This window comes from Xenorhabdus szentirmaii DSM 16338 (assembly GCF_002632585.1).
GTDB lineage: Bacteria > Pseudomonadota > Gammaproteobacteria > Enterobacterales > Enterobacteriaceae > Xenorhabdus > Xenorhabdus szentirmaii.
This window is the reverse complement of record NZ_NIBV01000001.1, coordinates 1,652,578-1,679,163: the sequence shown is the minus strand read 5'-3', so window position 1 is coordinate 1,679,163 and position 26,586 is coordinate 1,652,578. Positions and strand designations below refer to the sequence as shown.

The 26,586-nt window shown below is 44.9% G+C and carries 23 protein-coding genes; 3 read left to right on the top strand and 20 right to left on the bottom strand.

Translation table 11 applies throughout. From position 1 onward, the window contains the following. Positions 1 to 56 precede the first annotated feature (56 nt). Positions 57 to 1,778: a proline--tRNA ligase gene (gene proS, locus Xsze_RS07680; RefSeq protein WP_038236303.1), complete on the top strand. Its 1,722-nt coding sequence runs from the start codon at positions 57 to 59 to the stop codon at positions 1,776 to 1,778. Between the two features lie 88 nt (positions 1,779 to 1,866). On the opposite strand, the gene nlpE is transcribed toward proS, so the two are convergent. Further along, positions 1,867 to 2,571, bottom strand: coding sequence for an envelope stress response activation lipoprotein NlpE (gene nlpE / locus Xsze_RS07675; RefSeq protein WP_051462342.1), 705 nt, complete (start codon positions 2,569 to 2,571; stop codon positions 1,867 to 1,869). Positions 2,572 to 2,897: 326 nt separating this feature from the next. On the opposite strand from nlpE, the gene rof reads away from it, so the two are divergent. Then, on the top strand, positions 2,898 to 3,164 hold the full coding sequence (gene rof, locus Xsze_RS07670; protein ID WP_038236304.1) for a Rho-binding antiterminator: 267 nt from the start codon (positions 2,898 to 2,900) through the stop codon (positions 3,162 to 3,164). An 807-nt stretch (positions 3,165 to 3,971) separates the two neighbouring features. Here the strand turns inward: rof and tilS are convergent. From tilS to ispU, 14 genes are all read right to left on the bottom strand, one after another. Then, positions 3,972 to 5,318, bottom strand: coding sequence for a tRNA lysidine(34) synthetase TilS (gene tilS, locus Xsze_RS07665; RefSeq protein WP_176553652.1), 1,347 nt, complete (start codon positions 5,316 to 5,318; stop codon positions 3,972 to 3,974). 51 nt (positions 5,319 to 5,369) lie between these two features. Then, complete coding sequence (locus Xsze_RS07660) at positions 5,370 to 6,287, bottom strand: DMT family transporter (RefSeq protein WP_038236306.1); 918 nt, start codon at positions 6,285 to 6,287, stop codon at positions 5,370 to 5,372. A 198-nt stretch (positions 6,288 to 6,485) separates the two neighbouring features. Further along, positions 6,486 to 7,445 carry an acetyl-CoA carboxylase carboxyl transferase subunit alpha gene (gene accA, locus Xsze_RS07655; protein WP_038236309.1) on the bottom strand — a complete coding sequence of 320 codons (960 nt, stop codon included), beginning with the start codon at positions 7,443 to 7,445 and terminating at the stop codon, positions 6,486 to 6,488. A gap of 12 nt (positions 7,446 to 7,457) precedes the next feature. Continuing rightward, entirely contained in the window at positions 7,458 to 10,940 is a 3,483-nt protein-coding gene (gene dnaE, locus Xsze_RS07650; RefSeq protein WP_038236311.1) for a DNA polymerase III subunit alpha, read from the bottom strand. A gap of 28 nt (positions 10,941 to 10,968) precedes the next feature. Next, complete coding sequence (rnhB, locus tag Xsze_RS07645; protein WP_038236313.1) at positions 10,969 to 11,559, bottom strand: ribonuclease HII; 591 nt, start codon at positions 11,557 to 11,559, stop codon at positions 10,969 to 10,971. Beyond that, entirely contained in the window at positions 11,559 to 12,743 is a 1,185-nt protein-coding gene (gene lpxB, locus Xsze_RS07640; RefSeq protein ID WP_051462343.1) for a lipid-A-disaccharide synthase, read from the bottom strand. Before lpxB ends, rnhB begins: the two co-directional genes overlap by 1 nt. 4 nt (positions 12,744 to 12,747) lie before the next feature. Then, positions 12,748 to 13,545 (bottom strand): acyl-ACP--UDP-N-acetylglucosamine O-acyltransferase, encoded by a 798-nt coding sequence (gene lpxA, locus Xsze_RS07635; protein WP_038236317.1) that lies wholly within the window; start codon positions 13,543 to 13,545, stop codon positions 12,748 to 12,750. Positions 13,546 to 13,548: 3 nt separating this feature from the next. Next, complete coding sequence (fabZ, locus tag Xsze_RS07630; RefSeq protein ID WP_038236319.1) at positions 13,549 to 14,001, bottom strand: 3-hydroxyacyl-ACP dehydratase FabZ; 453 nt, start codon at positions 13,999 to 14,001, stop codon at positions 13,549 to 13,551. 148 nt (positions 14,002 to 14,149) lie between these two features. After that, positions 14,150 to 15,178, bottom strand: a complete 1,029-nt coding sequence (gene lpxD, locus Xsze_RS07625) for a UDP-3-O-(3-hydroxymyristoyl)glucosamine N-acyltransferase (RefSeq protein ID WP_038236322.1) — start codon at positions 15,176 to 15,178, stop codon at positions 14,150 to 14,152. 4 nt (positions 15,179 to 15,182) lie between these two features. After that, positions 15,183 to 15,680 (bottom strand): molecular chaperone Skp, encoded by a 498-nt coding sequence (gene skp / locus Xsze_RS07620; RefSeq protein ID WP_038236324.1) that lies wholly within the window; start codon positions 15,678 to 15,680, stop codon positions 15,183 to 15,185. A gap of 146 nt (positions 15,681 to 15,826) precedes the next feature. Continuing rightward, positions 15,827 to 18,205 carry an outer membrane protein assembly factor BamA gene (gene bamA / locus Xsze_RS07615; RefSeq protein ID WP_038236326.1) on the bottom strand — a complete coding sequence of 793 codons (2,379 nt, stop codon included), beginning with the start codon at positions 18,203 to 18,205 and terminating at the stop codon, positions 15,827 to 15,829. A gap of 34 nt (positions 18,206 to 18,239) precedes the next feature. Continuing rightward, positions 18,240 to 19,595 carry a sigma E protease regulator RseP gene (rseP, locus tag Xsze_RS07610; protein ID WP_209435272.1) on the bottom strand — a complete coding sequence of 452 codons (1,356 nt, stop codon included), beginning with the start codon at positions 19,593 to 19,595 and terminating at the stop codon, positions 18,240 to 18,242. Positions 19,596 to 19,601: 6 nt separating this feature from the next. Then, positions 19,602 to 20,465 carry a phosphatidate cytidylyltransferase gene (gene cdsA, locus Xsze_RS07605; protein WP_038236330.1) on the bottom strand — a complete coding sequence of 288 codons (864 nt, stop codon included), beginning with the start codon at positions 20,463 to 20,465 and terminating at the stop codon, positions 19,602 to 19,604. 9 nt (positions 20,466 to 20,474) lie between these two features. After that, positions 20,475 to 21,170, bottom strand: a complete 696-nt coding sequence (ispU, locus tag Xsze_RS07600; RefSeq protein WP_244431776.1) for a (2E,6E)-farnesyl-diphosphate-specific ditrans,polycis-undecaprenyl-diphosphate synthase — start codon at positions 21,168 to 21,170, stop codon at positions 20,475 to 20,477. A 96-nt stretch (positions 21,171 to 21,266) separates the two neighbouring features. On the opposite strand from ispU, the gene Xsze_RS22100 reads away from it, so the two are divergent. Further along, on the top strand, positions 21,267 to 21,404 hold the full coding sequence (locus Xsze_RS22100) for a hypothetical protein (RefSeq protein WP_156935877.1): 138 nt from the start codon (positions 21,267 to 21,269) through the stop codon (positions 21,402 to 21,404). Between the two features lie 90 nt (positions 21,405 to 21,494). On the opposite strand, the gene ispC is transcribed toward Xsze_RS22100, so the two are convergent. From ispC to rpsB, 5 genes are all read right to left on the bottom strand, one after another. Beyond that, positions 21,495 to 22,691: a 1-deoxy-D-xylulose-5-phosphate reductoisomerase gene (gene ispC / locus Xsze_RS07595; RefSeq protein WP_038236334.1), complete on the bottom strand. Its 1,197-nt coding sequence runs from the start codon at positions 22,689 to 22,691 to the stop codon at positions 21,495 to 21,497. Positions 22,692 to 22,847: 156 nt separating this feature from the next. Continuing rightward, positions 22,848 to 23,405: a ribosome recycling factor gene (gene frr, locus Xsze_RS07590; protein ID WP_038236337.1), complete on the bottom strand. Its 558-nt coding sequence runs from the start codon at positions 23,403 to 23,405 to the stop codon at positions 22,848 to 22,850. A 169-nt stretch (positions 23,406 to 23,574) separates the two neighbouring features. Beyond that, complete coding sequence (gene pyrH, locus Xsze_RS07585) at positions 23,575 to 24,303, bottom strand: UMP kinase (RefSeq protein WP_038236340.1); 729 nt, start codon at positions 24,301 to 24,303, stop codon at positions 23,575 to 23,577. A 156-nt stretch (positions 24,304 to 24,459) separates the two neighbouring features. After that, positions 24,460 to 25,317: a translation elongation factor Ts gene (gene tsf / locus Xsze_RS07580; RefSeq protein ID WP_038236342.1), complete on the bottom strand. Its 858-nt coding sequence runs from the start codon at positions 25,315 to 25,317 to the stop codon at positions 24,460 to 24,462. Positions 25,318 to 25,539: 222 nt separating this feature from the next. Continuing rightward, a complete protein-coding gene (gene rpsB, locus Xsze_RS07575) occupies positions 25,540 to 26,265 on the bottom strand; it encodes a 30S ribosomal protein S2 (protein WP_038236345.1) in 726 nt (241 codons plus the stop codon). Between the last annotated feature and the right edge of the window lie 321 nt (positions 26,266 to 26,586).

The following is a 26,586-nucleotide window of genomic DNA, read 5'->3' as shown; positions in this document are numbered from 1 at the left end:
TGGGTGACTCATATCATGTCACCCAAAAGCAATTTGCTATCCAATGGAAACTTACTATGCGTACTAGCCAATATCTGCTCTCTACTTTAAAAGAGACGCCTGCTGATGCTGAAGTAGTCAGTCATAAACTGATGCTTCGTGCCGGAATGATCCGTAAACTCGCTTCAGGTCTATACAACTGGATGCCGACAGGTGTTCGTGTGTTGAAAAAAGTTGAAAATATTGTTCGTGAAGAGATGAATAATGCAGGAGCGATTGAGGTTTCCATGCCGGTAGTTCAGCCAGCAGATTTATGGCAGGAAAGCGGCCGTTGGGAACAATATGGCACAGAATTGCTGCGTTTTGTGGATCGCGGTGAACGTCCTTTCGTTTTGGGGCCAACCCATGAAGAGGTGATTACCGATTTGGTTCGTAACGAAGTCACTTCATACAAACAACTTCCATTGAATCTGTTCCAGATCCAGACCAAATTCCGTGATGAAGTCCGCCCACGTTTTGGTGTGATGCGTTCCCGTGAATTTATCATGAAAGATGCATACTCTTTCCACACGACCCAAGAATCCCTGCAAGAAACTTACGATAAGATGTACGATGCTTACAGCAAAATCTTTACTCGTATCGGGCTGGATTTCCGTCCGGTTCTGGCAGATACCGGTTCCATCGGTGGCAGTGCTTCCCATGAATTCCAGGTCCTGGCGGAAAGTGGTGAAGATGACATCGTATTCTCTACGGAATCCAACTACGCAGCGAATATTGAATTGGCAGAAGCGGTCATGCCATCTCAGGAGCGCGCAGCACCATCGGAAGAGATGCGTCTGGTAGATACACCAAATGCAAAAACCATTGCCGAGTTGGTTGAACAATTCAACCTGCCAATTAAAAAAACCGTCAAAACGTTAATGGTTCATGCAGCTGAAGAAAGTGGTCACAAATTAGTGGCGTTACTGGTACGCGGCGACCACGAACTGAACGAAATCAAGGCGGAAAAATTACCGTTGGTTGCCAGCCCCCTGACTTTTGCAACTGAAGAAGAAATCCGTGCCATCGTGAAAGCAGGCCCGGGTTCTTTAGGCCCGGTAAACCTGCCTGTGCCTGTCATTATCGACCGTAGCGTATCCGTCATGAGTGATTTCGGTGCGGGCGCTAACATTGATGACAAACATTACTTTGGCATTAACTGGGAGCGTGATTTGCCACTGCCAGAAGTGGCTGATATCCGTAACGTTGTTGAAGGTGATGCCAGCCCGGACGGAAAAGGAACACTGTTAATCAAACGTGGTATTGAAGTGGGCCATATCTTCCAGTTAGGCACGAAATATTCCGATGCCCTGAAAGCAACCGTGCAAAATGAAGAAGGCCATAATCAAGTTCTTTCTATGGGTTGTTACGGTATCGGCGTTACACGTATCGTTGCTGCGGCCATTGAACAAAATCACGATGATCGTGGCATTATCTGGCCTGATGCAATTGCACCATTCCAAGTGGCAATTTTGCCAATGAACATGCACAAATCTTACCGTGTGAAAGAAGCCGCAGAAAAATTATATGCTGATTTACGTGCCAGTGGCATTGACGTCATTTTTGACGACCGGAAAGAGCGTCCCGGTGTTATGTTTGCTGACATGGAACTTATCGGTGTGCCACATACTCTGGTCATCGGTGATCGCAATCTGGATAACGATGAGATTGAATATAAGTCCCGTCGCAATGGCGAGAAGCAGATGCTGAAACTAAACACGATTGTTGAGTATCTGAAAGGTCAGGTTTATCAAGCTTAATTTCGCTTGAAAACAGCTTAATTGAAAACCCCTGCGCAGTTTGCTGCACAGGGGTTTTTATACGAACTGATGATAAGGACGGCGTGAGCTATTTTTTATTACAGGAAACGGCCTTATCAAAATGGACGTTGCCTGTTTGGATCACCGAATTATCAAACAACCCATCTTCCATTGAAGGACGAAGCGTGTAATATCCTTCAAGTTCTACATAAACCGGAGTTCCTGCCTCCACACCAGCCGCACTGTAACCTCTCTCCAAATCGATATTTTCAGAGGCATCATAACGTTTGCCGGTCTGACAGTCGGTGAAAAGCGCTGAATCCGCGAAGTAACTGTACTCTCCCGCTAATTTTTTCGGGGTTACCTTTTTCAATTCATAATTATGCTGTGACTGGATTGGCTGACCACTGATATCCAGCATGATCAGGTTTTCACCTTTCATCTGATAATAAGACTTTTTGTCATCCTCATGACTCAATACAACTTTTTTGCCATTAACGACCCAATCGCCTGTTTCAAAGAAAGTTTTTTCCTCACTTTTGGCACCCAGATAAGACTGCCCTAATATATATGTTCCATCTTTGGCAAGCTGTAGAGTCGTTTCTATACCAGCACAATCCGCGCAAGGTACAACCCCGCTAAACACCTTCTCAGCAGGCAATCGTTTTTCCTGAGATAGTGTACCGCCATTCTGTAGCTCTGCGTTATTCTGGGGTACAGAATTATTCTGACATCCCGTCACTGATAATCCTCCCAGTGCGAATAATGCAAACAATATTTTTTTATTCATCATATTTTCAACCCAATAAATTCAAAAAGATACCTTTTCTTATAACGTCCCAAGCGGATAAAACATGAGCTTTACATAACAAGATTGACGTTACTTTACTGTATCCCCTAATACAACCGTGAGAAAAATCAAATATTATGGTGTAATTCAATTGTCTAATGCCAAGATAGGGGGTTAATCTACGTCTAATTACAACGCAAATACCAGAGCATTTACCCAGTGCTTACAGAAAACTTACTGTGCTATAGTCGTAAGTAGCATTTTTTGCGTTTGAGTTTGATCAATCACGGGCGGCACGATCACCGCCACTAACATAGTGGTGAGCAAATATGTCTATAGATACTGAATATCAACCCATTAATTGTGACGATTACGATAACCTTGATCTAGCTTGCCAACGCCAGCTGCATTTACACATCCAATTAAAAGATGGGGAAAAATTCGAAGGCAAAGCTAATAGATTGATTTTGAGGAAAAAAGTAGAATATCTTCTCATTGAGTCAAATAATGAATCCCGTGAATTAAGGTTAGATTGCATTATCAGTTTCAGTAATCCGGAAATTGGAACGATTGTGATTGAGCAATCGCCATTGTGATAATCAGCAGATACCTAAGCTACAAAACAAAAAGCCCTTGTATTACCAAGGGCTTTTTATTAACACAAGTATTTTCATTTATTACTACAAGATACTTTATCACTGTCTGAAATTATTTCATGGTCTAAAATAATGCATCCTCTCTAATTATTTTATCCATCAATATCATTGATAAAAAATCGACTTATTGTCATCAATGGTTAAATATAATAAATAAACCCATCTTTATTCTATTTATAAAAAGACCTGCTCCTTGAAATGAATATTCAGAAAGCCGCCTTAAATCCCACTTGTTAAACAATAAAAAAAACCACTAGTTATAAAACAAACTTACCCATTTAACCATAAATGGCAATAATACTTATAACCAGTGGTATACCAAACGTTATACTGCAATTATTAATAATAGTCATTGGTTTTTATTTCTATGCCATAGAAACAATCCCATTAATATAAAGCTCAAAGGTAGCCCTAAACCAAAGCAAATTAAACCAACCAGCTGCATATAATTATAAATTATCCCATATCACCAACCCTGTCTAAAACCGTGCTAAATATCGCTACGTTAAAGTCCATCCTTGTATTTTAAATATAGTACACAACTATAAATTTTCAAATGTTGATTATTTATTTTCAAGAAATAACAAATTTAATATATTATTTATCTTCTCTGACAGCCGCTTAAAAAAGACATAATAATCTGAATTAATTAAGCAAAAGAGATTAATTATAAATTATTCAATCTCTCTTGCTGGTTATCATGCAAACAGCATTAAACCGGTAAGGCGCCACGCCCGTTGATGTCGATCATGATTTTTTCCATCGAAGAGAACATCCCAACTCACCACTCAGCCGCTGCCCTTCTTTAGTGACAAAAACACCCAACGCGGCAATCAGTTTCTCATCATAATAAAGTAATGGTGTTCTCTCCCTGAGCCAAGGCGCGACATTAAACTCCTGCCACAACTTCTTGCTATGCCGGGAGTGATGACGTCCTACGATGCTGATATTCCCTTGAACACCAAAGCGAACAGTCACTTTTTCATCACTTTTTGGTGCCCTGACTTCAATGCCACCTTCTTCAGTGCGAATTAATGTTCCCAATCCATCGGGCAATGTCAGTTCCTGCATGACATTCCACTCAAGCACTGTTTCCGCCAGCCTTCGATACAAAGGAAGCAGCCAAAGTTTTTGCTGGTAGCGACGAATATCATATTGCCCCAATCTAAACTGGGGTTCTGCATCTTGTCGGGCAAGTGCGACTTCTGACCAAATTCGTTGAAGCTGTTCCCGCGATGGCATTTTTGCTCCCCGCTGATTGAGCCATCGGCGCAACAATGCATTTCTTTTGGCTTCTGAACAACTTTCCAAAGGAGGGATCAATAATGCCCCTTCCTGACCCATCAATGAATTCAATGAATCACTTAATAGCTCATCCAACAATTGTTCCTGTTCTCCGCACAAGCCAGCACTGCGGCAAACGGCTTGTGAAAAATGAGGCCAACGCTGATGAAGCAAGGGTATAATCCGCAAACGCAAAAAATTACGATCAAAGCGATCATCTTGATTGCTGTCGTCTTCAATCCATTCCAACCCTTGTGTCTGTGCATATGTTTCTAATTCTGCACGACCAGCATTCAACAATGGGCGAAGCAACGTCGTTCCGGCAAATGGCATGCGGAAGGGCATAGAAGACAGCCCAGCAGGACCACTACCCCGTTTCAATGCCAATAAAAATGTTTCGGCCTGATCATCAAGGTGCTGTGCCGTCATCAGGATTTCATCCTGCTGTAATTCACATCGAAAAGATTGATAACGGGCATCCCGGGCCGCGGCCTCTATTCCATTCTGGCGAGTATCCAAATTGACTTTCTCAGCCAAAAAATCAACCTGCCAATCAACACAAATCTGGCGGCAATGCTCAGCCCACAAATCGGCTTTTACATTTAATCCATGATGAATATGTATTGCCCTCAAAGCTATCGGGCCATGGCCTGCTTGCTGGTATTCATCGCGCATACGAACCAATAGATGCAGCAATACCGTGGAATCCAATCCACCACTAAAACCAACTAAAATTTTTTTATATTGCCCAAGCTGCTCTGCCAATCTCACCAGCAACGGCTCATGCACATTTGCCACAATATTTGCCATTATGGAATAAAACCTTCCTCTATGTTTGCTATGTTTGCCATATTTGCCAAATTAATCTTCAATCAGATCGTCTTGCATTTCACCCTGCCCGGGGAGTTGATTATTAGATCTGATACAGAGCAATCCAGAGATGATAACCAGCCCTAAACCAATCACATAAGCAGAAACAAAGGTGTCGCCAAAGAACAAAATAATCCACATCATGGACAGAATGGGTGACAGGAATAAAATTGAGGCAATTTTATGAGAATCCGGGCTACTCATCGCTTTAAACCAAATAATGTAGGAAACACCATTCAATATGATGCCATTGAGTAATGTCGGTATCAGTGAATCACCAACAGGCAGGTTAATGCTGCTGAAAGAAAACATAAATACAGCGGAAACTAATGTAGAAAAAATAAATAACCACAGCGTACTGATATAAGGATCAATGGAAAATTGTCTCGACAGGACTGACAGTAATGCAAAACAAAATGAGCCACTGAACACCAACAACAATACCTCAGGATGTTCTACCGCAATTTCTGTAATATTCCCCTTCGTGAAAGTAATCACAACCGCCATGAACCCGATTCCAATACCTATTATTTGCTTAATTGACAGCTTTTCTTTGAACAAAAAAAACGACAAGCCAATAATCATCAATGGCCAGCTGTATTGAATGACCAAAACAGCAACGCCATTCTCAATCGAATAACCATAGTACAACAGAAGATAGAAGAAGCAGTCCAAAGCGCCTAAGATCAAGACCTTAATCATAACAGGGAGAGGAATGCATAATAGTTGCTTCCAGTTTCTTCCCATGAAGAGCGCCACAATAAATACAGCTAAAACAGACAGGACATTTGACCAGAACAAATATTGGAAATGATCCATTTCCTTCTGCCCAAAGCGCGCTATGGAAGGGACAAAACTCCAGATAAATACACAAGAAAATGCATAAATAATATATTTATATTTGGTCATAGAAAACTCAACTTATTATTTTAACGCCCGGCCAATGAGGTGTTCTATTCCTCCCCAATAAACAACAAAACAGGTGGAGATGCTGAAAGGATATTATTCACCAGCACTTTCCACCTGCCATTAACGCTACGGAAAATAGCGTTGTATTTATAAAAAGCTGTTACCAATACAACAACTTTCAAAATTGACTTTCAGAAATCAACAATAACCGTATTGCATTAAACGCTCATAACGACGATTCACTAATTCTTCTTCGTTCAATTCACTCAACTCTGCAAGATCCGCCAACAATTGAGTTTTCAATGAGTCAGCAATTTCTTCATAGTTACGGTGCGCTCCCCCTAAAGGCTCTTGGATCACCGCATCAACCAGTTTCAGTTCTTTCAGGCGGGGAGCCGTATTTCCCATTGCTTCAGCTGCCAATGGCGCTTTATCTGCACTTTTCCATAAAATGGATGCACAACCTTCCGGAGAAATCGTAGAAAACGTGCTGTATTGCAACATATTCACTTTATCGCCAACACTGAGAGCCAATGCCCCACCGGAGCCGCCTTCCCCGATCACGGTACAAATAACCGGAACGGAAAGACGAGACATTTCACGCAAGTTACGGGCAATCGCCTCTGACTGGCCGCGCTCTTCAGCGCCCACTCCCGGATACGCACCCGGGGTATCAATAAAGGTAATAATTGGCAATTTAAAGCGTTGAGCCATCTCCATCAACCGCAATGCCTTACGATAACCTTCCGGGGATGGCATGCCAAAGTTACGGCGGATTTTTTCTTTCGTTTCGCGCCCCTTCTGATGACCAATAACCATGACCGGACGGCCTTCAATACGAGCCAATCCGCCTACAATAGCCTTATCATCCGCATAGGCACGATCACCTGCCAACTCTTCAAAGTCAGTAAAAATATGCTTTATGTAATCCAGCGTATAAGGACGAAGTGGGTGACGTGATAGCTGGGAAATTTGCCATGCCCCCAAATCAGAAAAAATCTTGCGGGTCAATTCGAGGCTTTTCTCCCGCAAACGCTGGACTTCTTCATCCAGATTTATATCTAGCTTTTCATCTTGACGGCTAACTGCGGTGAGCGAATCAATTTTCGCTTCCAGCTCGGCAATCGGCTGTTCAAAATCCAGAAAATTCAGGCTCATAACGTTCCTATTTTAGTCAAATTCTAATTCAACCTGCTCGTTACCCAGCAGAGTTCGCAGATCGGTCAAAAGGGTGTCCGTTGGCGTTACCCGCCATGTTGCACCAAATCGTAAACGGGCACGGGCATCTACCCGCTGGTAATAAAGATGAACCGGTATCGTACCTGAACGATGTGGCTCCAATACACCACGAAGACGGTTCAACAATTGCTCATCAATTTGCCTGTCTGACAACGAGATAGCAAGCCCACGTGCAAACTTTTCACGGGCCTCGCTGATATCCATTAATTCACGAACCGTCATTTTAAGGCCACCGTTAAAGTCATCAAAGCTGACTTGTCCAGTGGCAATCAAAATTTTGTCCTGCTCTAATAAATGCTGGTACTTTTCCAGCGCATCAGAAAACAGCATAATTTCCAGCCGTCCAGAGCGATCATCCAACGTACTGATCCCAATCCTGTTTCCCTTTTTGGTTGTCAGAATTTTGGAAGCCAGCACCAAACCGACGACAGTCGTCACCTGACCGCGAGGTGTCGGATTCACATCTTTTAGACGCAATCCATTTGTATATCGTTCAATCTCTTTCAAATAACTTGTGATCGGATGACCCGTTAAGTACAAACCCAACGTTTCCCGCTCACCATCAAGAACAATCTGATCTGGCCATTTAGGTGTACTGGCATATGAACGTTCAACTTGCTCAGGCTCTTCAGCCAGCACCCCAAACATGTCGGTCTGACCAATGGCCTCGGCTTTTGCATGCTGCTCAGCGGCTTTCAATGCATCTTCCAAAGAAGACATCAATGCAGCACGATGTGGCCCGAGCCTGTCGAAAGCACCAGACATAATCAGCTTTTCCATCACTCGACGATTTAGCTTCTTGGTGTCAACACGGGCACATAAGTCAAAGAGTTCCTTGAAATGTCCCCCTTTCTGGCGAGCATCGATGATAGCCTCAATCGGCCCTTCACCAACGCCCTTAATCGCCCCGATGCCATAAACAATTTCACCTTCGTCATTGACGTGGAAATGGTACAGGCCGCTGTTAATATCAGGCGGCAACACTTTAAGCCCCATGCGCCAGCATTCATCCACCAGCCCGACAACTTTTTCAGTGTTATCCATATCCGCCGTCATCACTGCCGCCATAAATTCTGCCGGATAGTGAGCCTTCAGCCATAAAGTCTGGTAAGAAACCAATGCATAGGCTGCGGAGTGAGATTTATTGAAGCCATAACCCGCGAATTTCTCCACCAAATCGAAGATCTTCATCGAGAGTTCGCCGTCAACGCCCTGATTTATTGCGCCAGCTTCGAATACCGAACGTTGTTTCGCCATCTCCTCAGGCTTTTTCTTACCCATTGCGCGGCGAAGCATATCTGCACCACCAAGGGTATAACCCGCCAATACCTGAGCGATCTGCATGACCTGTTCCTGATACAGGATAATGCCGTATGTTGGCTCCAATACAGGTTTTAAGGATTCATGCTGCCATTCAACATCAGGATAAGAGATCTCTTCCCGCCCGTGTTTACGGTCGATAAAGTTATCCACCATGCCGGATTGCAGTGGGCCGGGGCGAAATAACGCCACCAATGCAATCATGTCTTCAAAACAGTCAGGGCGAAGGCGCTTAATCAGGTCTTTCATGCCCCGGGATTCAAGCTGGAAAACCGCTGTCGTTTCGGAGCGTTGCAGCATATCGAAACTTTTCTGGTCATCCAATGGAATGGCCGCAATATCAATCGGCTTCAATCCTTTTTTGGCATGGCGGGCATTCACCATCTCAAGAGCCCAATTGATAATGGTCAGGGTTCTCAGGCCAAGGAAGTCAAACTTAACCAGCCCCGCATATTCCACATCATTTTTATCAAATTGGGTAACTGGGTTTTGCCCTTCCGGATCGCAGTAAATGGGGGCAAAATCGGTGATTTTGGTTGGTGCAATAACAACACCTCCCGCATGTTTACCCGCATTACGGGTCACGCCCTCCAATTTGCGCGCCATATCAATCAGCGCCCGGACTTCTTCATCCGCTTCGTAAATTTCAGGCAGTTGTGGCTCTGCAACAAAGGCTTTCTCAAGCGTCATGCCAGGGTCTGGCGGGACTAATTTCGATATCCGGTCGACAAACCCATAGGGATGACCCAGTACACGCCCAACATCACGGATAACTGCTTTTGCCGCCATCGTACCAAAAGTGATAATCTGCGATACCGCGTCACGCCCATACATATCGGCAACGTGATCAATCACCTGATCACGTTTTTCCATACAGAAATCGACGTCAAAGTCAGGCATGGAAACACGTTCAGGGTTAAGGAAACGTTCAAACAGCAGATCGAACTCCAGCGGGTCGATATCGGTGATTTTCAGGGCATAGGCCACAAGGGAACCCGCACCAGAACCACGTCCCGGCCCAACGGGAACACCGTTATCTTTCGACCACTGGATAAATTCCATGACGATCAGGAAGTAACCGGGGAACCCCATCTGGTTAATGACTCTCAGTTCAATATCCAGACGATCATCATATGCAGGGCGTTTTTGTGCCCTGATTTCCGGATCAGGGTAGAGAAACTCCAGACGTTCTTCCAAACCTTGCTTCGATTTTTCAACCAGAAAATCTTCAGTACTCATTTCTCCCGTAGGAAATTGCGGAAGAAAGTATTCGCCAAGGCGGATGGTAACATTACAGCGTTTAGCAATTTCTACGCTATTTTGTAGTGCTTCAGGAATGTCAGAGAAAAGTTCACACATTTCCTGTTCACTGCGCAGATATTGCTGAGGACTGTAACTTTTAGGGCGTTTCGGATCAGCCAGTGTATAGCCATCATGGATAGCAACCCGAATCTCATGAGCATCAAAATCTTCACTTTCCAGAAAGCAGACATCGTTGGTCGCCACAACAGGAAAGTTTTTTTCTGCTGCCAACGTAACAGCCGCATGAAGATAATTTTCTTCATCCTGCCGCCCGGTACGGATCAATTCAAGATAATAGCTGTCAGGGAAATGCGCCTGATAAAAATCAAGACACTGATCCACCAATGCACGATTGCCACGCAACAGGAACTTACCGACATCCCCCATGCGCCCCCCCGACAACAGGATTAATCCGGCTTTGTATTTTACCAGCCATTCCCGTTTGATAGTCGGGCCAATCGCTCCGTAGCCTTTTTGATAAGCCTCAGAGATCAGCAAAGTCAGGTTTTGATAACCTTCATTATTGCGGGCAATGACGGTCAGATGGGAATATTCATCCCCCAACAAATCACTTTCCACAAAAAAATCAGCGCCAATAATTGGCTTGATGCCTGCGCTGTGAGCACTGCCATAGAACTTCACCAATCCACACAGGTTGGTAAAATCCGTAATCGCAAAAGCTGGCATACCCAATTTGGCGATTTTTTTCACCAATGGGCCGGTCTTAGCCAAGCCATCGATCATTGAATAGTCGCTGTGAACACGTAAGTGTACAAAACGTGGTTCTGTCATAATCTGCCCAGATCCTTATCCCGGATATTTATCCGAGACCCAGTGCCCGTTTAACCGGAGCAAAACTTTTACGATGATGCTCCGTAGCCCCCAGAGATGCCAGTTTTTCCAGATGCAGGGCCGTTGGATAACCTTTATGTTTGGCAAAACCATAATCAGGAAACTGTTTATCCAGTTCTGCCATTTCTCTGTCGCGGGTTACTTTAGCCAGAATGGAAGCCGCACTGATTTCAGCAACCAGACTATCGCCCTTAACAACGGCTTGGGAGGGCATCGCCAATGCCGGGCAACGGTTGCCATCAATCAGGACATAATCAGGTGTGATTGATAAACCCGCCACTGCACGTTGCATGGCAAGCATCGTGGCATGAAGGATATTAAGCTGATCAATTTCTTCCGGCTCTGCCCGGCCAAGACTCCAGCACAGCGCTTTTTCTTTAATTTCCAGATACAGTTTCTCACGGCGTTTTTCCGTGAGTTTTTTCGAATCCGCCAAACCCGCAATCGGGTTAGCAGGATCAAGAATAACGGCCGCAGTAACAACAGCACCGACCAATGGGCCGCGCCCCACTTCATCAACACCGGCAATCAGGTTCGCCTGAGGATAAACAAAATCCATTATCTTCTCGCTAATTCCAGAACGGCTTGCGCAGCCTGTTCATCAGCATTACAGCGAATGCTTTCATGCAAATGCAGGAATGTCTGTTTCAACATTTCCACATCTTCACCACCTTGCAGAAGAGGCAATAATGCCTTCGACAACATTTGTGGCTCACATTCATCCTGCAATAACTCTTTGACTAATTCTTTACCTGCCAGCAGATTAGGCAAGGAAACATACGGTGTTTTTACCAAGCGTTTTGCCAACCAGAATGTAAACGGTTTCATTCTGTAGCCTACAACCATGGGCGATTTAGCCAACATGCACTCCAGTGCCGCAGTTCCCGAGGCCAGTAAAGTGGCATCGCTGGCAATCATGGCTTCACGGGCTTTTCCATCCAACAGATGAAGTGACAAATCAGGTGCAATTTCATCTTTGATTCTCTGGAATTGCTCACGGCGTTTAGCATTAACCAAAGGAACCAGTACATGCAAGTCAGGTAATTTTTCCTGTAATAATTGTACGGCCCTGAGGAAATCAGCACTCAGCATGTCAACTTCAGCATGGCGGCTACCGGGCAACATCGCCAGACAAGGGACATTCAATGGAATATCAAGAGATTGTCTTGCGGCTGCTTTATCGATATGCAGAGGGATAGCATCTGCCATTGTGTGACCAATGAAGCGACATGGCACGTTAAAGCGATCGTAAAATGCTTTTTCAAATGGCAAAAATGCCAACACTAAATCCGTTGACCGACCGATTTTAAATACGCGCTTCTGGCGCCAGGCCCATACAGATGGACTGACGTAATGGATTGTTTTAATCCCGCGTGATTTCAGCCGCCCTTCCAGGGTAATGTTGAAATCCGGGGCATCAATGCCAATGAACACATCTGGCTTCAGGTCACTAAAGCGAGCCGTGAGATCTTTGCGAATTTTCAGCAAGCGGGGCAAGCGTCCGAGAACTTCAACAATTCCCATGACGGCCAACTCCTCCATCTCATACCAGGCTTCACAACCTTCGGACTGCATAAGAGGGCCTGCGACGCCCACAAAGCGGGCATCCGGAATTTTTGCTTTCAATGCACGTATCAGCCCAGCTCCCAAAATATCACCGGATGTTTCTCCGGCAACTAGGCCAATCGTCAACGGACGCTGATTATTAACAGAAGAAAAGGTAGCCAAAGGAGTATCCTTCATCTACTTAACGAATAATGCCACGGCTGGATTTTGCTGAACTTTCCAGAAAATCACTGAATACTTGCACGTGTGAGTTATTTTCAGCTTGAAGGCTAATTTCTTGTCTGGCTTCTTCCAGTGTTTTTCCACTGCGGTAAAGTGCCTTGTAAGCATAACGGATCGCATGCAGTGATTCTTTGTCAAACCCGCGACGCTTCAGGCCTTCAATATTCAACCCGAAAGGTGTTGCATGGTTGCCTTGCGCAATAACGTAAGGAGGAACATCCTGAGCGACACCAGAGCAACCCCCGATCATGGCATGGGAGCCAATCTGACAGAATTGGTGAACCGCTGTCATTCCGCCAATGATGACATAATCACCTAAAATGACATGACCACCCAAAGTACCATTATTCGCAATGATACAACGTGAGCCGACGATGCAATCATGAGCAATATGGGCGTTGATCATCAGAAGATTGTCACTACCCACTTTGGTCAAACCACCGCCTTGGATGGTACCACGATGAATAGAAACGCTTTCGCGGATGCGGTTACGATCGCCAATTTCAACACGAGTGGGTTCACCCTGATATTTAAGATCCTGATTCACCTCACCGATGGAAGCAAATTGGTAAATTTGATTATCACGGCCAATTTTGGTTATCCCATTAACCACGACATGGGATTTCAGCTCAGTCCCTTCACCAATTTCAACTTGGGAACCGATATAGCAAAATGGGCCAATGCGAACATTGGCACCAATAACAGCACCTTCTTCAATCACAGAAGAAGGATGGATAATTGCAGTCTGATCAATCATGGATTAGGCCTCACGACGGCGAGCACACATCATTTCAGCTTCGCAAGCCAATTCCCCATCGACTTTCGCCACGCCTTTGAAACGTGCAACACCTCGACGTTCTTTAATGAATTCAACTTCCAATACCATCTGATCACCAGGCAACACTGGACGCTTAAAGCGAGCTCCATCAATTGCAGCAAAATAATACAATTCACCCGGCTCCAATGATCCGACACTCTTAAATGCCAGAATACCCGTAGCCTGCGCCATTGCTTCAAGGATAAGCACTCCCGGAAAAATAGGTTTACCCGGGAAGTGCCCCTGAAAGAACGGTTCATTAAATGTGACGTTCTTAACTGCGCGCAGAAACTTGCCTTCCTCAAAATCCAAAACACGGTCTACCAACAAAAATGGGTAACGGTGAGGAAGTAAATTCAAAATTTCTTCAATTTGCAGAGTATGATTATTACTCATCTAAATACTCTTCCTGTCTATAATAAGAATCATTGCATTAACGACACGGCCCGCATGAACTCTTTATTCAGAGTTATCAGGCAGGCCGCAAAAATTAAAAGCACAACCAAAACGCTAATTAAAAACGTCTAATCACAATATTGGATGATTACTCGTTTTCACCTTCCATTCGGCGCTCTACTGACTTCAACCGCTTATTCATTTCGTTAATATTCATAACTAAAGCAGTTGTCTTACGCCAAGTTTTGTTTGGTTGCAATGGGATGCCCGATGAGTAGACCCCTGGCTCTGTGATTGGGCGTATCACCATGCTCATGCCTGTAATGGTCACTTTATCACAGATTTCCATATGCCCATTAATGACACAGGCCCCGCCAATCATACAGTAACGACCCACTTTCAAACTGCCCGCCATAATGACGCCACCGGCAAGCGCTGTACTTTCCCCAATCGTCACGTTATGGGCTATTTGGCATTGGTTATCAATGATAACACCATTGCTGATAATAGTGTTATCCAGAGCACCACGATCGATAGTTGTACAAGCACCGATTTCAACGCGATCACCGATGATAACCGTGCCCAACTGAGGGATTTTGATCCAGTTTCCACGATCGTTCGCATAACCAAAGCCATCGGACCCAATGACAGCGCCTGATTGAATGAGACATGAATCGCCAATTTCAACGTTATGGTATACCGATACGTTAGCCCAGAGGCGGGTTTGTGCACCAATGTGCGCATTCTTGCCAATGAAGCAACCTGCCCCAATGATGGCACCATCACCGATGACGACACCAGATTCGATAACCGCATTCGCCCCTACTGCTACGTTTTTTCCCATGACGACATCAGAAGAAATAACTGCTGACGGGTGGATATCCTGAGCGGGTTGTGGTGTTGTATCCATGATTTGCGCCATGCGGGCATAGGCAAGATAAGGATCTTTCACAACAAGTGCAGCGACTTTACAATAAGGAAGGTCTGCTTCTCGCAACACAACAGCGGCAGCCTGACATTCAGAAAGCTTGTCAGTATAACGGCTGTCAGATAAAAATGTAATTTGCCCGCTATTTGCTGAATGCATCGGCGCAAGGCCAGTGATGACGGTATCGCCATCACCTTGCAACTGCGCATCCAACTGCTGAGCGAGATCAGCCAATCGAATCGAAACCATCTATTTATTTAACCTGTTTCAGTACTTCTGCGGTAATGTCTTTTCCTGAAGCAGAATACGCAACGGTATTTGCATCCAGAACCAGATCGTAACCTTTTTGACCTGCAACTACTTTAACTGAATCGTGAATGCGAGTCAGGATTTTATTTCGCTCTTCCATCTGGCGACGTTGATTATCAATGTCGAAAGCCTGAGCTTTCTGAGCGAATTCATCACGTTTTGCGACAACTTCTTTTTCTAACTTTTCACGCTCACTGGCTTTCATTGTTGAGCCATCACGTTGCAATTTCTGGATCTTAGCCTGCAAGTCAGATTCCATGCCCTGCAATTCCGAAGCACGGCCTTTAAATTCGTTTTCCAACTGTTTTGCCACAGCTGCACGGGCTGGTAACTGCTGGAAAACCTCAGCAATATTTACTACAGCAATTTTATCTGCTGCCTGAGCTCCCACAGAAAACGCCAGTGCCATACCCAGACTTGCTGCACACAATACTTTTTTCACTATAAACTCCTTTGACCTATGCTATTTTTACAGGTTGGAAAACTCAGAGATTCTCTCATCAGCCTATTTCGGCTGAAATGACAAAATAGGGCTTGAATATCGCCCTATCTAATAATAGGGCGATATTCACAAAAAGTGACTAAAAATTACCAAGTTCCACCAATATTGAACTGGAACTGCTCTGCTCTGTCGCCTTCATATTCCTTAATGGGTTTAGCGTAAGAGAAGACCAATGGACCTAATGGTGACAACCATTGCAAAGCAATACCTGCCGAAACACGGACATTATTGGGTTTACTGTAATCAGGTATCCCGGGGGAAGACTTGGACCAATTGGTATCCCATACCGTCCCTGCATCAACAAACAAAGAGGTCCGGACTGCATTAGAATATTTCGCATCCAGGAATGGCGTTGGTGTGATCAGTTCGAAACTGGCCACTGCCACGGCGTTACCCCCTACCGCATCACGCGATGGGCTTTTCTCCGGATAACCATTTTTATCCAAGTAAATTGCTTTCGGACCGATATTATTGGACCTGAAGCCACGAACACTGCTGGAACCCCCGGCATAGTAGTTTTCATAGAACGGCAGCTCTTTGCCGCCAAAACCACCGCCATACCCCATCCGCGTACGCCCCATCAGCACCCACGAACGATTATCATCCAAAGGATAATAACCCGTTGCATTCCAGCTGACTTTATAGAATTGGTTGTTGGAACCCGGCGCTGTCACTTTTGCATCCAGAGAGGATTTCAAACCCGAAGTCGGGAAAAAGCCGCGGTCGAGGTTGTTATATGTCCAACCCACGGTCATTGAGAAGTCATTGGAGTCAAATTCTGCTTTGTCGACATTATTGAGCTTCTTGCCCATTTTGTTCAGATAACGCCACATCGCTACCTGCGGACGCATGTTAGACAAGGTGTTATGCGTATAACCCAGTCTCAGCAGTAAGGTGTTATTCTCATTCAATGGGAAACCGAGCGTTCCTTCTGTACCGTATGCTTTATTGGTATAGTTCGAAAGCTCTGCTTCATCAGCCCGGAAGTCGTTATAGAATACACGCCCCCCCAAACTGACACCATTCACAGTAAAGTATGGATTGGTCAAGGATAAATCTGCTGACGTTGAGTAGTCATTCTTACTTGCACTGACCCCAACAGAGTTCCCTGTTCCCAGCCAGTTATCCTGTTGGACACCAACCTGGAAACCCACACCACTTTCTGTACCAAAAGCAATACTGAAGTTCATTGAGCCTGTATTGCGCTCTTTGACCTTATATACCACATCAACCTGATCCGCGCTGTCTGGCACTCGCTCTGTGTTGACATCAACCGTTTCAAAATAGCCAAGCCGGTTTAAACGCTCTTTACCTTGTTCGACGAGATCACTGCCCAGCCATGCCCCTTCCATCTGGCGCATTTCGCGGCGCAATACCGAATCTTTACTGATGTCATTGCCTGAAAAGCGAATGTTGCGTACGTAAAAACGGTTACCTGCATCAACATTTACATGCAATTTAACGGTCTTATCCGCCTCATTAATTTCAGGCTGGGTCATCACCCGAGGATAAGCATACCCATAACGACCAAGCAGATTTTTGATGGCATTCTCCATTTGGGTTACTTCTGTACCGTTATAGAGAGAGCCTGGCTTAATTTTAGTTAACTCTTCAATTTTCGATTGGTAGCCCGCTAAATTACCATTCAGCTCAACACCTGCAATTTTGTATTGATCGCCTTCGGTGATATTGACGGTAATGTAGATACCTTTCTTGTCCGGGGTCAGATTGACCTGAGTCGAGTCAATGTTAAAACGGGCATACCCTCGGCCAAGATAGAAACTGCGCAGATTTTCAAGATCACCCGCCAGCTTTTGTTTCTGGTATTTCTGGTCTGCGGCCAAATTCCACCAAGGAACATCATCCCTCAACTGAAAATGATTCAGCAGTTCATTGGTAGGAAGAGCCTTATTGCCAACAATATTAATTTGTTGGATCTTGGCAGAACCCCCCTCTGAAAAGACGAATTTCAAATCAACGCGGTTACGGGGCAGCGGTGTGACAACAGCTTTCACTGTCGCGTTATAATTACCGATGCTGTAATAGAAGTCTTCCAACCCTTTTTCAATATTGGACAGCATAGTGCGGTCAAGAGCTTCACCAACACGGACACGGGAAGCCTCAAGGTTCTGCTTGAGCATGTCATCTTTCACCGTTTTATTACCGGAGAAAGTAATGTTAGCGATGGTTGGTCGTTCTTTTACTTGAACAATAAGTGAATTGCCATCACGTAAGACACGAACATCTTCAAAGTTTCCTGTCGCGAACAGTGCATGAATCGCACGGCTGATATCTTCATCGCTGATTGAATCACCTACGCGAACTGGCATGTTCAGTAATGCTGCACCAACGGTGACGCGTTGAAGACCCTCAAAATGAATGTCCTGAACCACGAATCCGTCTGAACCGTATGCAGTGGCGCTGCCGAACAGCAGCGACGCTATGAGCAACTTTTTCATCGCCATCGTTGTTATGCGTTTTCCTAACCGGTCCCCCACCTCAGAAGCGGGAGAAATCATTGAAAAGTGCAAGCCCCATTAATAACATCAGCAACATAGCACCAATGCGATAACTGAAGTCTTGTACACGCTCGGAGACCGGCCTTCCCTTGATCTTTTCAATCGCAAGGAAAAGCAAGTGTCCACCATCTAGTACAGGTAACGGGAACAAATTAATGATCCCAAGATTGACGCTAATCAGCGCCAAAAACATCAAATAATACACCAAGCCTGAATCAGCTGATACTCCAGCGCCTTTGGCTATGGAAATCGGGCCGCTCAGATTATTGAGTTTCACATCCCCGACAATCAATTTGCCGATCATATTGACGGTCAGCCTCATTAATTGCCACGTTTTATCCCCTGCCTCATAAAGGGCAGAGAAAGGCCCATATTGTTGAAGCACTTTGTATTCATCAGCCAAGGGAATAAATTTTAGCTCAACACCAGCAAACCCTTCTTCACTGCCATTGGGTAATTCTTTAGCCTCAGGAGTCAGGGTCAAGGAAATCAACCCGCCTGATCTTGCAACGTCCAATTTTAGAGGAAGATTGGGATTCTTCCTGATAAAAGACGAAAAAGTGTGCCAGACATCGACATCCTGCCCATTGACTTTAATTATCCTGTCCCCACTTTGTAAACCCGCTTTTGCCGCAGGTGAATCAGGATGAACTTTATCCAATTGCGCGCTGACTCGCGGAACAACAGGCATAATTCCCATCGACAGCAAAACATCTTGCTTGGATGGATCAAATTCCCACCCGTGAAGGTTGACTGTTTTGTGAATATTGTCAGTGGACCTTAGCGAAGAGACTTCCATAGACACAGATGATTCACCTAACTTACTGATCATCGCAAGCCGTACCGAATTCCAATCAGGAGTTTCGATACCATCAATGGCTTTTAGTTCCATTCCGGGCAAAATATTTGCCTGCGCAGCAATAGAATCAGGTTTAACATCCAACACGACAGGACGCACGGATGGCACACCAATCACAAAAACCAGCCAATAAGCGATGACCGCCAGAATGAAGTTTGCGATTGGCCCAGCACTAACAACTGCCGCACGCTGACCAATGGTTTTGTTGTTGAATGCCATATGACGACGTTCGTGAGTCACTTCCGCCACCCGTTCGTCGAGCATTTTGACATATCCGCCAAGGGGGATAAGGGCAATAACGTATTCTGTTCCCTGTTTATCTGTGTAACGCCAAATCGCTTTACCGAAACCGATAGAAAAACGTTCAACATAGATACCGCATCGTCTGGCAACCCAAAAATGACCAAACTCATGTACGGTGATGAGAACACCTAACGCAACAATAAATGCAACCAGATTCCAGAGAATATCCATTATGTACCTTTAGAGATTAAATCCAGAAGAAACTAGCATCACCAGCCCGGCAAAAACAGGAATTGCTGCCGTTAAGCTATCTACCCGATCCAGAACACCGCCATGGCCCGGAATCAACTGGCTGCTGTCTTTAACCCCTGATTCTCGTTTGAACATACTTTCTGTTAAGTCACCAAAAACTGAAGCGATAACAACGACAGTAGAAATTAACATCAAATGTTCAGGCATTGCAGGAACATGGACAAATTTACTGAATAGCCATGAAATGAGAGCCGCGGTCAATAACCCGCCGACCAGCCCTTCAACAGTCTTTCCGGGTGAGACTTTGGGGGCCATTTTATGCTTGCCTATGGTTCGACCGAAAATATAAGCGCCGGAATCAGCGGCCCAGACCAGCAACATCACATACAGCAACCACCATGCACCGTTATAAGTATTATTTTCATAGCCCTGGATACGCAGCACCATCATTCCGCAATAAAAGGGCACGATGGTGAGGACACCAAACAGCAAGCGTAATACAATCGATGATTTCCAAACAGATGCAGAGGCTGGATATGTAATCACTAATAAAATTGCCGCTATCCACCAGGCCATACCCGCCCACAATGGATAAACAATTTGTCGTTTTTCGAGCAGATGGGAAAAATCCGCCACAGAATACTGCAAGAGCAAAAGCCCTACAGCGAATGACACAGCCAACGCAATGCGTTTAGTCTGAGTGAAAAGACCGGCAAATTGCCCCCATTCCCATGCAGCAAGTGCTGAAACAGCAATGACAACCAGACCAAACCCTGATGGAGGGAGGAAAAACAGTGCCGCAACAACAAGTGGAATCAATATTAACGTAGTTAAAAGACGGTACTTCAGCAAGTTTTCCTCCTATGATCCCACTTCGGCATCGTCTGGTTTTGTTCCGCCAAATCGGCGTTCTCGTTTGACAAAGGCATGAATCGCACCTTCAAAAGCAGTTTCATCAAAATCAGGCCAAAGTATATCGGTAAAATACAATTCTGCATAAGCGATCTGCCATATCAGGAAGTTACTAATTCGATGTTCGCCCCCTGTTCTGATCACAAGGTCAACTTCAGCCTGTTGGCTTAAGTTCACACAATCACCGATTGTGTCTTCAGTAATTTCTTCAGGGGACAGCTCATTCGCCTTAATTTTATTGGCAACTTGCCTGACACTCTGAACCAAATCCCAACGGCCACCATAATTAGCTGCAATATTAAGCTGCAATCCGGTATTGCCTGCGGTCAATTCAACTGAGCGGCGAATACGTTCCTGCAACCGTGAGCTAAAGCGACTGATATCACCAATAACCGATAATTTTACATTGTGCTTATGCAGGCTCTTGACTTCATTATCAAGGGCAAACACAAACAACTCCATCAAAGAACTGACTTCTTGTTGCGGGCGATTCCAGTTTTCGCTGCTGAAAGCATATAACGTCAGTGATTCGATATTATGCTTAACTGAAAAACTTACGGCACTCCGCACGGCTTTAATTCCTGCGCGGTGACCAAAAACTCTTAATTTGCCACGTTTTTTGGCCCAGCGGCCGTTGCCATCCATAATAATGGCAACGTGTCTGGGCACGATTGGCAATGAGTCACTATCACTAGGAGATATCACTCAAAATAATCCTTAAATAACTAAGTAGGGCTTTACATGAATTCAATCACTTCCAAACATGAAAAAGCCGTGTTACGTGTTAACTATTATCACGGCTACCACGGCTGTTTCTGGCTCGGCCTGAATGAAAGTCTTTATTCTGGTTTTCGCTACTGGAACATGGGTACCAATTAATTGAATTGGCTATTATAACAACTATTATTGCCCCGCGAACTATATCATTTGCCCAAACGCAAACAAACAGATACTTATTAATAAAACTCTTTATTTGGAGCAGTTTCGAATAGCCTCTTTCGCCGAAATTCTTGCGATATTATCGATTTCTAAGACCTCTTCGATATTTTTAGGTTCAGGTAAATTTAATTTTTCGACAACCAAACGATTAATTTTTGCAATATCGGTGAAACAGATCCCACCTTTCAAAAAAGTATCCACGGTTTCTTCATTTGCTGCATTCAACGTTGTCGTTGCGGCCTGACCCTGATGACAAGCTTCGATGGCCAATTTCAGGCAAGGATAACGCTGATAATCTAATTCTTCAAAAGTCAGCATGCTCAGCTCAGTAAAATCCAATGGTTTCGCGCCAGATGAAATACGGTGTGGATAAGCCATGGAATAGGCTATCGGCGTGCACATATCCTGTGTCCCCAATTGCGCAATAATACTGCCATCCTGATAGCGAACCATGGAGTGAATAACCGATTGGGGGTGCAACAAGACTTCCATTTCATCAGCAGATGCATTAAATAAGTAGCGGGCTTCAATGTACTCCAACCCCTTGTTCATCATGGTTGCAGAATCAACAGAGATTTTGCGGCCCATTGACCAGATAGGGTGTGCACATGCTTCATCCGGTGTTACATCAGCAAATTTATCCAGCGGTGTTTTACGAAAAGGCCCGCCTGATCCCGTCAGAATAATGCTCGAAATGCCATGATCTTTCAAATTCACTGTACCGAGATTACGCTGAATCACCTCCGGGAGACTTTGAAAGATAGCATTATGTTCACTGTCGATTGGCAGCAATTGAGCTTTATGCTGGACAACGGCATCCATAAACAAGCGGCCACTGGTAATCAGAGATTCTTTGTTCGCCAACAGAACTTGCTTTCCTTTACGGATAGCCGCCAAGGTCGGCAATAATCCTGCAATACCCACAATAGCAGACATCACTTGATCAACATCGTCCAATGCAGCCAAATCACAGATAGCGTATTTGCCAGAAAACACTTCGGTCTGACTTCCCTGCTCCAACAATAATTGACGCAGGGCGTTTGCTGACTGTTCATCTGCCATTGCGGCATATTGAGGAGTAAACTCCAGACATTGCCGGGCCATCTCTTCAACGTTTTTCCCAGCCACAAGTGCAACAATGCGAAATTTCTCTGGATTATTTCGGACAACAGAAAGCGTACTTTTCCCAATCGACCCCGTTGAGCCAAGAATAGTTAACCGTTTCATTTTAATACTCTGAATAATGCTACTGATAGAAAATCGCAATAGTTTGAGTGGTACTAAACACTATGTCCATTGCTTGAGAAAGAAATGTGATATGACGTGTAATAAATTATAGTAACAACGCCGCAAAAACTGCGGCGCTGCAAACAAAAATGGCACTTAGAAATCCATCAGTTCGGCTTCTTTGTTAGCCAATGCTTCATCTATCTTCTTGATGAAACTATCAGTCAATTTTTGAACTTCGTCCTGTGAACGGCGTTCTTCATCTTCACTGATTTCTTTATCTTTCAGCAATGCCTTGACCTTATCGTTAGCATCACGGCGAATGTTACGGACAGCTACACGCCCTTGTTCCGCTTCATTGCGAACAACTTTGATCAGATCCTTGCGGCGCTCTTCTGTCAGCGGTGGCAATGGAACACGGATGATGGTTCCGGCAGAAGATGGGTTCAGACCCAAATCAGAAGCCATAATCGCCTTTTCAACTGCCGCAGTCATAGAACGGTCAAAGACAGTGATAGCTAAAGTACGGGCATCTTCTGCAACGACGTTGGCAATCTGACGCAGTGGGGTTGCTGAGCCATAATATTCAACATTGATCCCATCCAGCAGGCTAGGAGAAGCGCGGCCAGTACGAACCTTGCTGATTTGATTTTTCAGTGCTTCGACGCTTTTTTCCATACGGTCTTGTGCGTCTTTTTTGATTTCATTAATCACGTTACAAACCCTTGGGAGATGGTTATTTTTTAGGCCGCCATGCGTAATTAGCAGATACGCTAATCAAGCTAATGAATAAGTGGCCCTGTGTTATTAAATTTGGCGCATCAGGACGCAGATCATACCGTCAAATTTTACGGGTGTCTCTTTGAACACGAATGAAGAAAAATCAGCCGTGAGAAATCAGCGTACCTTCATTTTCCCCCATCACAACACGACGAAGTGCGCCTGGTTTGTTCATATTAAAGACACGAATTGGCAGGTTGTGATCACGAGCCAGCGTAAAGGCTGCAAGATCCATCACTTTCAACTCACGTTCCAATACTTCCTGATAAGTCAAATGGTCATAGAGAGCGGCTTCAGGATCTTTCGCAGGATCGGTTGAATAAACGCCATCAACTTTGGTTGCTTTTAATACAACATCTGCTTCAATTTCAATGCCACGCAAGCATGCAGCAGAATCTGTTGTAAAGAACGGATTCCCCGTCCCCGCAGAGAAAATAACAACACGACCGTGACGCAGTAAGCTGATTGCCTCAGCCCAGCTATAGTTGTCACACACACCATTCAGAGGAATGGCGGACATCAAACGAGCGTTCACATAGGCGCGGTGCAATGCGTCACGCATTGCCAAACCATTCATCACAGTCGCCAACATGCCCATGTGGTCGCCTACTACACGGTTCATCCCTGCTTGTGCCAAACCAGCACCACGAAACAGGTTGCCTCCTCCAATAACGACACCGACCTGAATACCCAGCTCAACCAGTTCCTTGATTTCCTGAGCCATGCGATCTAAGACTCTAGCGTCGATACCAAAACCTTCTTCGCCTTGCAGGGCTTCTCCACTGAGCTTAAGCAGGATTCTCTGATATACGGGTTTTGCATTGGTTGCCATGGTGTTCAGTCCTAAGCAGATAAGGATATTGGGGATTTATTAAGATTGACTTAACGACTACACATCCACGCTATTGCTATGCAGAGATAGCCCAGATGTCAAAAATTCATAATAAGATAAAACAGAACCGCCAATCGGCGGTTCCGTTTAAGAAAATTAAGACTGTTTGCTCATTGCAGCAACTTCTGCTGCGAAATCAGCTTCAACTTTCTCAATACCTTCACCGACTTCGAAACGGATGAAGTTGATTACTTTCGCGTTGTTTTCTTTCAGCAGATCACCAACAGATTTGCTTGGGTCCATCACGAAGTTCTGACCAGTCAGAGAGATTTCGCCGGTGAATTTGTTCATACGGCCAGAAACCATTTTCTCTGCGATTTCACGTGGCTTGCCAGACTGCATTGCGATGTCCAGCTGGATCTGATGCTCACGCTCAACAACGTCAGCAGGAACGTCAGTTGGATTCACGTATTCTGGTTTGCTTGCAGCAACGTGCATTGCGATGTGCTTGATCAGTTCTTCGTTTGCGCCTTCAGCTGCAACCAGAACGCCAATGCGTGCACCGTGCAGGTAAGAACCTACAGCTTCGCCTTCCAGAATCTCAACACGACGGATGTTGATGTTTTCACCGATTTTTGCTACCAGAGCAGTACGTTGTTCTTCGAACTTCGCTTTCAGTGCTTCGATGTCAGCATTTTTGTCAGCCATAACAGCTGCCATCACTTCTTTACCGAATGCCAGGAAACCTGCATCTTTAGCAACGAAGTCAGTTTCACAGTTCAGTTCAACAATACCTGCAAATTTAGCATCAGCTGAAATTTCAGTCAGGATAACGCCTTCAGCCGCAACACGGCCTGCTTTTTTAGCTGCCTTTGCCTGACCTGATTTACGCATGTTATCGATAGCCAGCTCGATATCACCATTTGATTCAACCAGTGCTTTTTTACATTCCATCATGCCAGCGCCAGTACGCTCACGCAGTTCTTTTACCAGTGCAGCGGTAATGTCAGCCATTTGTTTTATTCCTCGATGTGTCTCGCGGGAAGATAATATTCCGCGTGGAAAGTTCTATATCAGATAATAATTCTGTATCAGATAGCTAAAGGGGGCCATAACAGGCCCCCTAACCAACATATATCTGTCATATTCCAGACTGCCGCTTTTGGCGACAGACCGAAATTCATCGGATATATTTCATTATCTGGTCAATAAGGGCTCAAAAATGAGCATACCTTATTATTCAGCGTCTACAAGACCTTCTTCAGCCTGAACAGCCAGATCCTGAGAACGACCTTCACGAACAGTAGTAGCCACAGCAGTCAGGTACAGTTTTACTGCACGGATTGCGTCGTCGTTACCAGGGATGATGAAATCAACACCGTCTGGATCAGAGTTGGTATCAACGATAGCAAATACTGGGATACCCAGGTTGTTTGCTTCTTTGATAGCGATGTGTTCGTGCTCAGCATCGATAACAAACAGAGCATCAGGCAGGCCGCCCATGTCTTTGATACCGCCTAGGCTGTTTTCCAGTTTGCCAAGCTCACGAGCACGCATCAGCGCTTCTTTTTTGGTCAGCTTGTCAAAAGTACCATCCTGAGACTGAACTTCCAGATCTTTCAAACGCTTGATTGACTGACGAACAGTTTTCCAGTTAGTCAGCATACCACCTAACCAACGGTGGTTAACGAAGTATTGGTCACAGCTCAGTGCTGCTTCTTTTACTGCTTCGCTTGCAGCACGCTTGGTGCCAACAAACAGAATTTTGCCTTTACGGGAAGCAATTTTGTTCAGCTCTGCCAATGCATCGTTGAACATTGGAACAGTTTTTTCCAGGTTGATGATATGAACTTTGTTACGAGCACCAAAGATGAAAGGTTTCATTTTTGGGTTCCAGTAACGAGTCTGGTGACCGAAGTGAACGCCCGCTTGCAGCATATCGCGCATGGAAACAGTTGCCATTTTAGACCTCTATAAAGTTAATTGGGGTTATGCCTCCACAGATCCCATGACACCGACTCTTTAGCTGCGGATTATTCACATCAATTGACCTATGAATCAGCCGCATGAGAGCACCCCGGTGTATGTGCCGACCTGTGTGTGTTATTTACACATAATGAGTTTATTTAGTACTCCCGCGCATCGCATCATATCAGAAACAATTACACAGAATACCGGCGCGCTTTATACCATAATCCACCACCATACACCAACATTTGTTTATGCGCTTTCGATAGTCTTTCACCTAACGGTTATTGGCAGATATTCAGTGGACTGATACCA